The organism is Sporosarcina sp. P16b (assembly GCF_002743065.1).
Classification (GTDB): Bacteria; Bacillota; Bacilli; order Bacillales_A; family Planococcaceae; genus Sporosarcina.
Genome location: NZ_PDYO01000003.1, coordinates 159,176 through 174,102 on the forward strand (window position 1 = coordinate 159,176; position 14,927 = coordinate 174,102).

Consider the following 14,927-nt stretch of genomic DNA (forward strand, 5'->3'; position numbering starts at 1 on the left):
ATATGTCGTAGTGTTACTAGACCAATAGGATGAGGGGGCATACAAATCATGAAAAATACGCATGAAAGTGTTGATGCCAAATATAGCAATAAACGACAAACTACAATTATTTGAAAAGATGCAACGAATGCTTTCACTATTCCGTCCTAGATAGTGATATAATGCAACAAGGAACTAGCAAGCGTAGAAAGGGTTTTATAGACTAATGAATATATGGAAACAGCGATTAGAAAAACAATCTACAAGTACCATACTGATTGCAGTAGCTGTGATGCTCATTGCATTATTGCTACCGTCAAAAATAGCATTACTCGGAACGGCCTTATTTTTTGTCCTATTTTCTATTATTAAACCGCAGCAAAGTATTCTATTTCTGGTTATCTACGTCAATATACGACCATTTTTGCTGGAAGTGAATAGTGGAATGAAGTTAATAGGAGATTTAATTATTTTTGTCGTATTTGCGTGGACGTTGTTCCATTACCGACATAATCTCCGTTCACTATTTACATTCAAATGGTTTGAGTGGTCTTACTTCGCCTTTATTTTATTTGGCTCAATCATAGGATTCCTGAACGATGTCACTCCAATGTCCATTATTTTCCAAGTCCGAACATTTTTGATTATGTATTTGCTTTATTACATCATTTCTAGAATGACATTGACGAACAAATGGCTACAACAACTTGCGTGGGTAACGGTATGGTTGAACATTGTGATGTCACTTCATGGTTTGGTAGAAAAACTCTCTTTGCGTCAGTTACTCCTTCCTGAAGAATGGAAGTATAAAGTTTTATCTGCAACGAATGCAGTGCGTATTTACGGACTAACCGGTAATCCGAACTCTTTAGCATTGTCTCTATTTTTCGGAATTATCGGGATCATTTATTTGCAACATGTTTACCAGCAGAATAAATACAAATGGACATTCCGTGTCTTGCTTGTTTTGTTCTTTGGGATTTTAGTTCTGACTTATTCAAGAGGAACTTGGATTTCAGCAGTAGTGTTCGGTATTGTCTTTATCCTGATGACGAGAAAATGGTATCTTCTGAAACGACTAGTGATTGCAGGCGTCGCATCAATTATCCTGATCTATTACCCAGTAAACCTGGCTGTACAATACATAGCAGAGCTAGGTGTGACAGTAGACCAAAAGCCTAGCGGAGCTGGAAGTATCGGGGGACGCTTCGGTGAAACGTTTGATGAGAAGAACTTAGCCCTCATGACGGAGAGCGGAAGATTCTTCTATATTAGTAAAGGGTTTGAAATCTTCAGTGATCATCCGATAACGGGTACAGGATTCGGTTCATTTGGCGGTTCTGCCACATTATCGTATGGATCACCGATTTATGATCACTATGGTATCAGTTCGGATATCTATGGCGGGAAGTATTTTTATTCAGATAATCAATATATTCAAGTCATTGCAGAAACCGGCATCATCGGAGTATTGATTTTCGCGCTCTTCCTGCTAAGTATGTTGCGGTACTTCTGGAAATCACGTCATACGAATTTCGGTGTGTTTATGATTGCACTATGGTTTTCAACAGGCGTTTCGGGAATGTACTATAATATTTGGGAACTTAAAATGTATACATTGTTCTACTTTATCTTGCTTGGCGCATTTGTCGCGTTTAGCAAGCAGCAAGACACATCGAAACCTACGAATGGCTAGTCCATTCGTAGGTTTTTTTAATGGGGTGAAGATGGGGAATTGGACAATATTGTTCGAGATTCGCTCATAGTTTCAGAGTACCCGCTCAATGTTGTTTGGGATCCGCTCATAGCTGCGGTGTACCCGCTCAATGTTGTTTGGATCCGCTCTAAGCTGCGGTGTACCCGCTCAATGTTGTTTGGGATCCGCTCTAAGCTACGCCGCACCCGCTCAATGTTGTTTGAAGTCCGCTCATAACAACCCCAAAACCCCTCTAAAACTCCACAATTCTTCTTTTCCTGACTTATTTCGTTCAAACGGTACATGAAAAAATAGGCCTTATTTGATAGACTAGAGATTGATAGGAGTAGGAAAGGTGGAGTTGTGTTATCGTACAAAATACTTTGCTGTCTCGCACGAAGCGGAAAGTAGTCGTTACCGCTATGTCGGCAGCTATGCTAATTTCATTGCCATTCTCTGCGGCAGCCAGCACGAAAGTCGTTTCCAGTTACCCCGTGTCTTCAGGTGTTACGTATTCTCATTATACATATGCAGCAAGTAGTCACATCAATCACATAGGCGTGGATCTCAGTGATCCGTTCACGAAATTAAAAATGGGTCTTCCTGCGCCTATTTCGAAAACTGCCCCCACATTGACATTGGCAAATCGGGATTCAAAAGAGGGCCATCGCGTTGTGGGTGCAGTAAACACTTCGTTTTTCGATATGAACACGGGGATGCCAATGTATCTGTTGTCTGAAGGGAATGAAATCGTGAATGGCGGTGTCATCTCGAGTGCCAGCTCATTCTATGTCAGCCATCCGATTGCATTTGGAGTGACGCGTAACGGTCTTTCGGAAATTGATTACTTCAATCTAGGAATTGAAGTGGGAGTCAATGGTAATACCTTTCAAATGACCGGTCTTAACCGGGAGCGGCAAGCGGATGAAACCATTATCTTTACGCCACAGCATGTGAAAAACTCGACGGGTTCCAATGAATATGGTATTGAATTAGTTGTTGAAACGAGTGCGCCGATCACATCGACACATTATGGACAGCAACTCCAAGGTAAAGTGGTCAAAGTACGAGGATATGGAGATAAACAGGCAGTAACGATACCGAAAAATGGTTTTGTCGTATCTATCCATGGAAAAAAAGGATTGGAACGATTCAAATCCGTCGCTGTTGGAGATCCGCTATCATTGAGTCTATCAATCGATGATAAATGGAAAGACTCGGAATTCATGATGGCGAGTGGCCCGATGCTTGTGAAAGACGGTCAACGCCATATTACAATGGATACGAATAACTGGCGTGCAACAGCCAAGACGGCAAGAACCGCTATTGCGATCAGTAAAGATAAAAAGCAAGTTCATATGGTGACGGTTGATTCAAGGGCTGGATATAGTAACGGCATGACATTGATCCAATTTGCAAATTATCTTGTATCTCAAGGATATGATCGCGCGTTGAACTTTGACGGTGGCGGGTCCACTACGATGGGAATTCGCAATTACGGTAGTAACCAAGTGGTGTTGGCGAATCGTACATCCAATTCGACTCAACGGAATATTTCAGCTATTCTTGAAGCGGTAAGTACCGCACCAACAGGACAACCAGCATACGTAAGTGTTTCCCGTTCTCAAATGGGAGAAATGTTGGTCGGTGCAACTGCCGATTTAAAAATCAATCATGTATTGGATGCGCATTATAATCCCATTGTGCCGAATGCTTCTCAACTGAAAACAACGTCTGCAAAAGGAACGGTTGAAGGAACAGGTCTGACCTATAAGGCGGTTCGGGCAGGTGAAGATCGCATCAGCGTCAACTACGGATTAGCTGAACAATCTTTCCCCATCACGGTCATTGACCAGCCTGCAAGACTCGATGTGAAGTCTTCTGCAACAAGCGTCAAGCCGGGTGAGAAAATCACATTTACTGCTTCACCGGCAGATGCTTCCGGAAAACCGATTATCTATCAACCACAGCAATTAGTATGGAGCGTTACAGATGCTATTGGTTCCATCACTTCTGCTGGGACGTTTACAGCAACAAAAGTAGGTAAAGGACATGTACAGGCGACTCTCGGCAAGAAAGTGATTTCTGTGCCAGTTGAAGTGAAGTCAACCGAAGCTCCGCCTGTAATTGAATCGCCTAAGCCCGTGCCACCTATTGTAGATACTCCGAATAAAGAACTGTTCAAAGATGTACCATTGTCGTATGCTTACGCGACAGAAATCTATTACTTACGTGATCGTGGTATTATCAATGGAGATACGGACGGAACTTTCAATCCGGGTAACACGTTATCCAGAGAACACGCGGCCTTGATTTTAAGCCGAGCCTTCAATTTACCACCGGCTGAAGAAGCGCGTAGAGAATTCATTGATGTGCCAAAGACCCATCGTTATTACAATGAAATCAGTGCGATCGCCAATGCCAATATTGTAGGCGGCTATTCTGATGGGTCCTTTAATCCGACAGGACAGTTGACTCGTTCACAAATGGCGATGATTTTAGTTAAAGCCTATAGTTTAGAAGGAGAGTCTGCGAAGAAATTCATAGACGTTTCACCGCAGCATGGTGCGTACAAGCAGATTCATATTCTGGCAAACCACGGGATTACTACTGGAAATGAAAACGGGGAATTCATGCCAGGTAAGCCGGTCAACCGTGCTCAATTCAGTGCGTTCCTATATAGGAGTATAGAAAAGTAAGTATAGAAGCCTTCCCATCCTTGACGTATTCCTGGATTGGAAGGCTTCTCTGTCTTTTGAATACACTATAAAAGGTCACTCTGCTATACTTATAGCAAACGAACTGCAGAGGATGGTATAAATTGAAAATAGGAATAGTAGGGAACTATGGAAATGATAATAACGGCGATGAAGCCATTTTATTGAGTCTTATTTCACAAATTACATCGACCTTCAATGTCCCAAGTGACGTCATTACGGTATTCAGCAATAACCCGAAGCAAACAGCGAAGCGCTATCAGGTGATGAGTGCGCCTTTATATTATAAAAAAGGTAACGCAGTGAAAACATTCGGTGCTACGTATCTTCAAAACAAAAAGATTGTTAAAACGTTCGACTTGCTGATTATAGGCGGTGGCGGCATTTTAATGGATCTGTATAAACGTGAAGCACCATTATACGGATCGTACGCTATGATGGCTAAGAATTCTGGTGTCCCTTATGTCATTTATGGCTGTGGAGCAGGGCCCCTTAGCAGTGAGTTAGGCAAATGGTTCATCCGGTACATGGGTAAACATGCGGAAAGTATTTCAGTGAGAGATCCTGAATCAGCTGAACTTTTGAAGTCAGTTGGTGTACAAAAATCTGTAGAAGTCATAGGGGATCCGGCATTTTCATTAAAACGTGAGCGCAAAGCTACAGCTGATCGTCCGCTGAAAGTCGGCATTACAGCTGTACCCTATTATCATGCTGGCTACTGGCCGGAGAGCAAAGAAGATATTTATCAACAATATATAGAAGGAATGGCGAGAAATTTAGATGAATTAGCGGCTAAACACCCCGTTGAAATCACATTCTTCGCTACCAAGTTCCCTCAAGACGCTGATGTTACGAAAGATATTCAATCCTTAATGAAGGAAGCTCAAAAAACTACTGTAATCGATCGAAATTTATTACCAGTAGACTTACTGCAAATTTCTGCTGAACAAGATATCGTAATTGGCACAAGACTGCATTCGCTGATCCTAGCAACATGTACGGCAACACCTGTTATTGCAGTCTGCTATCACCACAAAGTGACGGACTTCATGAAACTTGCAGATCTGTCAGAAGTGGCTATTCCAATTGGCGAAATGCATAAAGCGGACGACCACTTCTCCAAAGCTTTTGATTCGTTAGCGGCAGACTGGAACAATACGTGTACAAAAACCGCAAAACTTTCCGCTTCCTTATATGAGAAAGCGATGAAAGGGACCAAACAATTTACAGATGCGATTAAAAAAACAAATAAAAATAGCATATGAAATGAATCATATGCGTTGACTGAAGATCCATCCTTAATTAATAGGAAGGGGCTTCAGTCTTTTTTATATTAAAATCCTAAAAGCGCTCGCACTTCATTCAAATATGTCTGACTAACTGGCAACTCCGTACCATCGATGAGCTTAATGACCAAATTCGAAGAAAAATCCCGCGAAATTTTCTCAATACAATTCATATTAATAATGTATGAACGATGAATACGTAGGAAACATCTCGGCAAACGAAGGTGTAAATCTTTCAGCGTAAAACTAATATTATAATTCTCACTCGATGTGTAAAACCATGTTTTTTTATGTAAACTTTCTATATAACTGACTTGATCTAAAGGGATCGGGAACCACTCATCCTCTTTCTTTCCTGTTAGGAACTGTAACTGATCTTTTTTGAGTACGTGGAAGTTAGGCGGAAGGATGATGATTAACGCACCATCTTCTCCTTGTACATCAATAGGATAACCAATACCGAAGTAGGATGTACCATAAAGAGAGTTATCCATGATTACTTCCACTTTGCGCTGATCTCTGATCGTAACTTCGGCGATACTGCCGGTTTGGATGTGCTGTCCTTCTCTCAAATGAATATCATGCATGCCTGGAACGTAGTAGATATAATGGTCAGAAACTGCGATAGCTATAGAAGCGTCTTTTGGAACCCAATCTTCTAAAACAGAAGCGTATTGATTCAGAATTTTCTTTGGGATATCGTTATTTTCCATAATCTTCATAAAATCCCCTTTTTATATAGTTATCTTCAAATGTATGCCCTTTCATCCATTCTACCATTCTTTCATCCTCTAAAAAAGCCTTTTTGTCGAAATGGACTGACAATTCTGAAGTGCTGTTATATAGTAATACATAACGAAGATAGCTGTTATGAAACAGACTGTAACAGTTAGCCGTTGAAAAATTGGGAAGGTGTGAAGATAATGTCAACAAGACAAGAACAAATTACACAACTGGAGAAAAGCTGGGCTGAAGATAGCCGTTGGAAAGGAATCAAACGTAACTACACTGCTGAGGACGTAGTTAAACTAAGAGGTTCACTTCTAATTCAAAATACACTAGCTGAAAAGGGTGCTGCTCGCCTTTGGAAATCTCTTCATGAAGAAGATTTCATTAATGCACTAGGTGCACTTACGGGTAACCAAGCAGTTCAACAAGTTAAAGCTGGTCTACAAGCAATCTACCTAAGCGGATGGCAAGTTGCTGCTGATGCAAACCTTGCAGGACAAATGTATCCTGACCAAAGTTTATATCCAGCAAACTCTGTACCTGCAGTTGTTAAACGCATCAACCAAGCACTTCAACGTGCTGACCAAATCGACCATGCTGAAGGCCGTGAAGACGGATTTGATTGGTTCGCTCCAATCGTAGCGGACATGGAAGCTGGTTTCGGTGGTCCATTGAACGTGTTTGAACTGATGAAAGGCATGATCGAAGCTGGAGCTGCTGGTGTTCACTTGGAAGACCAATTAGCATCTGAAAAGAAATGTGGACACTTGGGTGGTAAAGTACTTCTTCCAACTCAAAACGCAGTTCGTAACCTTACAGCTGCACGTCTAGCTGCTGACGTACTAGGTGTTGACACAGTAATCATCGCTCGTACTGACGCTGACGCTGCTGACATGGTAACTAGCGACATCGATCCAATTGATGCTCCATTCATCACTGGTGAGCGCACGAACGAAGGATTCTTCAAAACTACACCAGGTATCAAACAAGCAATCGCACGCGGACTTGCTTATGCTGAATACGCTGATCTAGTATGGTGTGAAACTTCTCACCCATCACTTGAAGAAGCTCAAGAATTCGCTGACGCAATTCACGCGAAATTCCCTGAAAAAATGCTTGCTTATAACTGTTCTCCTTCATTCAACTGGAAAGCGAATCTTGATCAAGAAACAATCGCGAAGTACCAGGTTGAACTTGGTAAAATGGGCTACAAGTTCCAGTTCGTAACACTTGCTGGTTTCCACTCATTAAACCACAGCATGTTCGAATTGGCACACGGTTACAAAACTCGCGGAATGGCTGCTTACTCAGAGCTTCAGCAAGCTGAGTTTGAAAATGAATCAAAAGGATATACTGCTACTCGTCACCAACGTGAAGTTGGAACAGGTTACTTCGACGAGGTTACACAAGTTATCTCTGAAGGTCAATCTTCAACAACGGCTATGTCTGGTTCAACTGAAACAGCACAGTTCTAATAGCACCATTGCTTTACCGAACGTGACTTTTGGGAGAAAGTTTCGTTCGCTGCAACAAAGGGGTATTCATATGATAACGGGGTCACCTCATCTTTCATCAGATGGAGTGAAATGTAGAGGGAATTGGATATATACATCCAATTCCCTCCTTTTCTTTTATTTGAAAAATTTGGATAGTTTGTATAGTATAAGTGATATGTACTTCATTAAGAGGAGGAATTAAATAATGAGAAATAAAGACATGCTGTTAATCCCTGGACCCACGCCAGTAGTGGATTCTATTTATGATGCAATGGCGAGTGAGACATGGTCGCATACGGATCCGCGCTTTGTCAAAATCTATAAACATACTATTGATCAGACGAGGGAAATCTTTAATACAGACGGCGAGGTATTTGTAGTCGCTGGTTCAGGCACGATTGGAATGGAAATGGCAATTGTTAATACGGTGGCAGAAGGGGAAAAACTTCTCGTCGTTAGCCAAGGATATTTCGGCGACCGCTTCATAAAATTGGGACAAGCATTCGGTATTCAAGTGGATGTATTGCAATCCGAATGGGGTCAGCAAGTCTCTCCTGAAGAAATTGACAAGAAATTATCTGAAGGTACGTATAAAGCGGTTACTTTAACACATGCAGATACTTCGACTGGAGTAAGGATTGATTTGGAAGCAGTTGTGCCCGTTATTAAGAAGCATGGCGCTCTTGTTATCGTAGACGGTGTTTGTGCAACTACTGCGATGGATGAGGACATGAGTAAGGAATACGGTGGAGCAGGCAACACAATTGATATCGTTTTGACAGGGTCACAGAAAGCCATTGGCGTTCCACCAGGCATTGCGCTGGTCGCGTTTAATCAGAAAGCTTTGGAAGCTCGTGCGGCTATGGAGCGTGTGCAAGCTTACTATTGTGATATTTATAATTGGATTCCAATCATGCACGATCCTTCAAAATATTTCGCGACGCCTGCTGTAAACTTAGTGTATGCGCTTGAAGAAGGACTACGTATCGTATTAAAAGAAGGGCTAGACGCACGTATTCAACGCCATCAGGCATTCGGTCGTGCTGTTCGACAGAGTCTAGCAGTCTATGGTATGAAGGCGATTGCGTCAGAAGAAGTAGCGGCACCAACATTGAGCTGTATTTTGTATCCTGAAGGTATTGATGACGGAAAGTTCCGGTCGGCTATGGCGGACAAGGGCACGGTTCTATCGGGCTCACTCGCTCATTTGGCTGGAAAGGCGTTCCGTATCGGACATATGGGGAATACAACAGCGGATATGTTAGAGAAAGCAGTTATGCAAATTGGTGAAACATTGAACGAGATGGGTCATAAAGTAGATATTTCTAAGGCGCAAAATGTTTTTGCTAAAGAGGTTAATCAGCTGATTGGCTAATGAAATGATCCGTTATGGGGAGCTTGCTTCTTATAACGGTTTTTTTGCTTGAGAAGTGGGGTGAGGAGTTGGGTAATGAACCATAACTTGGCTCATATTAGCACAGAATCGCCAGTCGTCCAACAATAGTAACATATAAAAAGCCTCCCAGAATATATCTAGGAGGTGGATGACATTATTGCTTGCTGTAATATTGATATAGACCTGTGTAGATCGCATCAGCATAAATATTCAAATACTGTTCACTTGTCAACTTCGCAAAGTCCTGAGAATTTGTAATGAAGCCTAACTCCACAAGCACAGCAGCTACGTTATTATTTTTGATTACATAGAAACCTTTATTCTTTACACCACGATCAGACATATTCGCCTTTTGCACAATATTACGCTGGATGAATGAAGCTAAATCGCGACTTTCTGTTGCATTTACGTTAGAAGAAGAATCATAGAAAACTTCTGCTCCTTTTGCAGCAAAACCTGCTGCGTTCACATGAATGGAAACGAATGTTTCTGCAAAATTCTTCTTGGCGAAATCCGTACGTGCTTGGAGTGAATAATACGTATCATTGGAACGCGTCATTAACACTTTAGCACCAGCATTTTTTAACTTCGCTTCGACTTTCTTTGAAACATTCAATGTGATCGTTTTTTCGGATTGGCCATTTTTACCTGCGCCCGGATCATGTCCACCGTGACCAGCATCGATAACGATGATACGATCTTTCAATGGATTACCTGTTTGATTCAACAATTTCAAATATGTTTTGTGCACATAACCGGTTGTGCTACCAGTGCGAATCTTTGCCCAGTACCCGGAAACGGACAAGACTTCTACTTTCTGACCTGATTGAAGCTTACCGACAGTAGGTGCACTGGAATTGCCTGCAGAACGCATATTTAAATTATTTACAGTCACTTTACCCATTGTTTTCGCAACAGGTGTTGGTTTCGGCGTAGTAACAGGCGGTGTTGTTGCTACTGGTGTATTCGGTTTCGTTTCATTTAGATTAGTTGTCGTAAAGTATTCATGGATATAACCTTCTGCACCATTAATATTTACTTTCAACCAAATGCCTTGATTGCCTGTTACTTCTACTACTGTACCGTTAGGCAACACATGGATAATAGCAGAAGACTCGGAAGGTGCGCTACGCACGTTCAATGGATCTGTATCATCACCAGTTGCTACGCGCACATACTTCACGCTGGATTGTTGGTCTGGAGTTTTAACAGTCAATGCAAACTGCTTGTCCATCGCACGTGCAACGAATAATGCGAATTGTTTACGTGTTAATAAATTATTCGGTAAGAATTTCTTATTGTCGCCTTGTGTAATACCTGCATAATACAAACCATTGATACGATCAGCGTATTTGTGATTTTTCACATCATCCATGCCTAGAGGTTTTTGGCTCGTTACTTTTTCGGATAAGTTAAACGCCACTGACATCGCGTAGGCCATTTCATCGCGTTTAATTTCTTCGTTCGGTTTGAAGCTGTTTGCATCAGTATTAGGGAAGTATCCTTTTTGAAGGGCAATGTTAGCAAACTTGTATTGTTCACTAGTCGGCTTCAGTCCGTTAATTTCCATGTTTTTTAATTGTGTATTTTGTGTACCAGTTGCCATGACGAGCATCTTCGCAACATGTGAACGTCGTAAGTTATCTTGAGGATTGAATTTAGGTGTTTTATTAATAACATTTTTTTCCGCTATGTAATGGACTTCTTTGGAATATTCACTGTTGGCGGGGACGTCGGAAAACTTGAAGCTTGCAAATGACTGGAGAGGTGAGAGAGCTAAGATAGTTAGCAGCAACAGACCGACTGTTGCCCATTTAATTTGTTTCATGAGATCCTCCTTAATATATAATGTATTACTAGACTCATAGGTTCATTTTACCAGTTATGAAAACTAATTACTAGATATTTTCGTCATGGTTCGTAAATTAGCAATATTATTACTATGATTCTTCATTACTATTTAAGGGATTGTGGTACATAAGGGGGAATAGAGTTGAAATCAAAGAAAACCGAATGTTCGAGTTTGAACATTCGGTAGGATCATCAATTATTGATACGATCGATGAATTTATTTAGTTGTCCAACTGATACTTTATCTGACAAACCATATGTACCATCCCCGTATCCAGTTGTAATTTCGTGATGGAATAAGATGTTGATATATTCTGTTGCCCAGTGTCCAGTGGGAACATCAGAGAATTTCGCAATAGCAGAACCTCTTAATTCAAATGCTCCCACTAAAACTTTTGCCATTTGAGCGCGAGTTAATTCTTTATTTGGATTGAAGTTACCTGCATCACCCGAGAAAATATTCGCTTCAGCGACTGCGGATATTGCTTTGTAGTGAGGATTTGATTCATCTACGTCTTTAAATGTAAGATTAACTGTTGTCATATCAAGATCTAACTTTTCTGCAAGTACCTGTGCAATTTCACCGCGAGTGGCATACACAATTTCTTTAACAGGAGCAGAAGCAGCCACTTTATCTTCTTTACCTACATTATCAGTGAAGTTCGCAACGCGACGTGCACCGATATAACGACTCTTCCAGTAGTATGGATCATCCAATGATGATACCATGACGCCTTGGCTCACAGAAGCATGGATAAAGTTATTATTACCTATATAGATGCCATCGTGTGATACGCCGCGACCTGATGTATTAAAGAATACTAAATCTCCAACTTCTAGTTCGCTTTTAGTAACAGGAGTGCCGATTGCCATTTGCTGACCAGTCGTTCTCGGAATAGAAAGGCCTTCTTCTTTGAATACGTATTGCGTGAATCCTGAACAATCAAAAGCTGTTGGGGTTGTCCCACCTAAACGATAAGGTGTTCCCATATATTTTTTTGCTGTGCTTACTAATGATGTTGGTGAGTTCGCAGAAGCAAGTTCTGGTACAAATGAAAAGAATAGTAGACTTGCCATGATCAGAGTTAATAGACGTTTCATGCTGTGCTCAAATTCCCCTTTCACGCAATCACTGTTGCGCTTTGTATTCTAGGAATATGTTAGCACGAATAAACATGGGAATTATTACATTTATATTACAAGAAAATTACACGCTGACATATGAAGGAAATGTTCATATGAATAACTCACGACATTTCCCTTAATCAGAATAAATAAGATAGTCAGTTTATGGACGTTATGACGTTATATACGCGTAGTATGTGGTATAATCATTCAACATATCAAAGTGCTTAGTAGATTATGACAGTAAGTAATAAAGGATGAGTTATGCGTGCCTAAAGTAGTAGTATTTAGTAATATGTATCCTTCCACGGAGCATCCAACCTATGGAATTTTTGTGAGAAACCAAGTGGAACAATTAAAAAATGCTGGCGTAGATGTGAAAGTTATCGCCATACATGATCCCGGTATAGGAAAGATCGGGAAGATAACCAACTATCTTTCATGGGGAATACAATCCCTTCTATATGTTTTACAGCATAAAAAGAAAATTAGTATCACACATGCGCATTACGCGTTTCCTACTGGAATAGTATCGTTGCTTGCAAAGAAATTATGGAAGATCCCGTACGTTGTGACGGTGCATGGTGGAGATTTAGATAAAATGGCAAAAAAAAGTGAACGTATCGCAAAATTTACGAAACGCATTTTACAAGAATCTTCAGGGGTGATTACCGTTGGAGAGAAGTTGCGAAATGATGTCATTACAGATTATGGAATAGCCCCTAGCAAAGTAGAAATCATGAGTATGGGTGTGGATACGAGTGTCTTCAAGCCAATGGCTCAAGAGGAAGTTCGGCTTTTACTGGACGTGCCGTTGAATGAACGTGTAGTGCTTTTTGTAGGAAACGTTATTGAAGCAAAAGGTGTCATGGAATTGATCAATGCATTTACACAATTACAAGAGACCTATGACGATCTTCTTCTATATATAGTAGGTTCGCAAAAGGACCAGCGTTTTACAGCGGAAGCGAAAGAAAAAGTCGGCAACAATTCAGGCATTCGCTTTAAAGAGCCTGTCAGCCAGACTGAACTTGCGAAATGGATGTCAGCAACCGATGTTCTCGTGTTACCTTCTTATCATGAAGGTTTTGGCTTGGTGGCGCTCGAAGCACTTGCCTCGGGAGCCAAAGTCGTAGCAACGAATGTGGGAGGCCTTCCTTATTTGTTAAAAGACGATGTCGGAACGTTAGTCGAGCCACGTAACGCACAAGCCTTGGCTACTGGACTCGAAGAAGCACTTGCGAATGAAGTGACAAGAGAGCAACATGAAGTCATGCAACAAGTGATTCAGCAACATTCTTCAAGAGTAATCGTCAAAAGGTTGAACGATATGTATGAACAGAATGGAAAGGGATCTTCCAAATGAGTAAATTATTTAAGATCATTGGCACTGTCGCCATCATTAATATTGTCGCCAGATTGTTTGGCTTTGGACGTGAAGTCGTAATTGGCATACAATATGGTACCTCGACAGTGGCGGATGCTATCGCGACAGCGTATACGATTCCGAACTTCATTTATCTAGTGCTCGGTGGAGCGTTGACGACTGCCTTTATATCGATCTACCATTCGTCGAATATGGATAGACCATTATTTGTACGCAAAGCATTCACGACAGTCGTCATGACCGCTACACTCGTTACACTAGGAATTATCGTCTTGACGAATCCAATTCTGAATCTATTCTTTAAAGAGTTAAGTGATGAAGACTACACATTAGTAAGAAATCTCTTCCTTTGGATGATGCCTTCTTCAATTGTATTGGTCATGTCAACATGGATGAGTGGATTATTAAATATCAATGACCGCTTTCAGTTATCAAGTCTCGCTATCTTATTGTATAACGCAGCATTTGTTGCGGTGGGCTTTGCGCTAACAAAATGGCTTGGTCCCGAATCCTATGGCGTGGGCGCGATGGTCAGTGCAATCCTAATGGGGCTTTTCTTGTATTGGGGTATTAAACGTGCAGATCTTTCCTCTCTGAAACCTTCATTCGGCATGCCGACGGATATTAAGAGAATGTGGTGGCTCGCCCTGCCCATTTTATTCGGTGGTGCATCATTGCAGTTTTACTTCATTATTCACCGTATTGCGGCGGGGGGATTAGGAGAAGGTGCGATTTCTTCTATTAACTACGCATCGAAACTAACGGGCTTTCCACAAGCGATTCTCATGACGGCTGTGACGACGGTTATCTATCCGATGCTCGCGAAGAAAGAAGGCGAGGGGGATACAAATACGGTCAAGGCGCTTTACAAGAAAGGCATGCTCTACATGGTCGCGTTACTATTGCCAGCGACGGTGTTCTGCTACTTCCTAGCCGAGCCGCTCATCCGATTAGTATTCGGTTATGGGAATTTCGATGAGAATTCCGTTATGCTGACGGTGCCGGTGTTCAAAGTATTCGCTTTGTCGATGTTTTTCTTAGCGGCCAATACGTATGTCACTCGTTTTTATTATGCAAAAGGTAATTCGATCACACCTATTATCTTTAGTTTGATCAGCGTGTTTGGAATTAATATTGGTATTATTTTTGCGTTTGTTGATCAGATGGGTGCGCAGGCCATTGCATATGGTACTGTCATCAGTGCAGCAGTGAACTTCCTTCTACTTGCGGGGTATGCTCGGTTTAAATGGAAGTTGTAATGATAT

At 41.4% G+C, this 14,927-nt stretch carries 10 protein-coding genes; 7 read left to right on the forward strand and 3 right to left on the reverse strand.

Annotated features, from left to right (window positions below; translation table 11 throughout):
* Nucleotides 1-205 precede the first annotated feature (205 nt).
* From CSV77_RS06390 to CSV77_RS06400, 3 genes are all read left to right on the forward strand, one after another.
* Nucleotides 206-1,675 carry an O-antigen ligase family protein gene (locus CSV77_RS06390; protein ID WP_099672752.1) on the forward strand — a complete coding sequence of 490 codons (1,470 nt, stop codon included), beginning with the start codon at nt 206-208 and terminating at the stop codon, nt 1,673-1,675.
* Between the two features lie 422 nt (nt 1,676-2,097).
* Nucleotides 2,098-4,374: an S-layer homology domain-containing protein gene (locus CSV77_RS06395; RefSeq protein WP_144034663.1), complete on the forward strand. Its 2,277-nt coding sequence runs from the start codon at nt 2,098-2,100 to the stop codon at nt 4,372-4,374.
* A gap of 122 nt (nt 4,375-4,496) precedes the next feature.
* Entirely contained in the window at nt 4,497-5,657 is a 1,161-nt protein-coding gene (locus CSV77_RS06400; RefSeq protein WP_099672754.1) for a polysaccharide pyruvyl transferase family protein, read from the forward strand.
* 68 nt (nt 5,658-5,725) lie between these two features.
* Here CSV77_RS06400 and CSV77_RS06405 read toward each other — a convergent pair whose 3' ends face one another.
* Complete coding sequence (locus tag CSV77_RS06405) at nt 5,726-6,400, reverse strand: LytTR family DNA-binding domain-containing protein (RefSeq protein WP_233212184.1); 675 nt, start codon at nt 6,398-6,400, stop codon at nt 5,726-5,728.
* Between the two features lie 201 nt (nt 6,401-6,601).
* On the opposite strand from CSV77_RS06405, the gene aceA reads away from it, so the two are divergent.
* Entirely contained in the window at nt 6,602-7,882 is a 1,281-nt protein-coding gene (gene aceA / locus CSV77_RS06410) for an isocitrate lyase (RefSeq protein ID WP_099672755.1), read from the forward strand.
* A 226-nt stretch (nt 7,883-8,108) separates the two neighbouring features.
* Nucleotides 8,109-9,278: a pyridoxal-phosphate-dependent aminotransferase family protein gene (locus CSV77_RS06415; RefSeq protein ID WP_099672756.1), complete on the forward strand. Its 1,170-nt coding sequence runs from the start codon at nt 8,109-8,111 to the stop codon at nt 9,276-9,278.
* A gap of 175 nt (nt 9,279-9,453) precedes the next feature.
* Here the strand turns inward: CSV77_RS06415 and CSV77_RS06420 are convergent, their stop codons facing one another.
* On the reverse strand, nt 9,454-11,127 hold the full coding sequence (locus tag CSV77_RS06420; RefSeq protein WP_099672757.1) for an N-acetylmuramoyl-L-alanine amidase: 1,674 nt from the start codon (nt 11,125-11,127) through the stop codon (nt 9,454-9,456).
* 215 nt (nt 11,128-11,342) lie between these two features.
* Nucleotides 11,343-12,251 (reverse strand): C40 family peptidase, encoded by a 909-nt coding sequence (locus tag CSV77_RS06425; RefSeq protein ID WP_099672758.1) that lies wholly within the window; start codon nt 12,249-12,251, stop codon nt 11,343-11,345.
* Between the two features lie 292 nt (nt 12,252-12,543).
* Here CSV77_RS06425 and CSV77_RS06430 point away from each other — a divergent pair, with 292 nt between their 5' ends.
* Nucleotides 12,544-13,641, forward strand: a complete 1,098-nt coding sequence (locus CSV77_RS06430; RefSeq protein ID WP_099672759.1) for a glycosyltransferase — start codon at nt 12,544-12,546, stop codon at nt 13,639-13,641.
* A complete protein-coding gene (murJ, locus tag CSV77_RS06435; RefSeq protein WP_099672760.1) occupies nt 13,638-14,921 on the forward strand; it encodes a murein biosynthesis integral membrane protein MurJ in 1,284 nt (427 codons plus the stop codon). Before CSV77_RS06430 ends, murJ begins: the two co-directional genes overlap by 4 nt.
* The last annotated feature ends 6 nt before the right edge of the window (nt 14,922-14,927 follow it).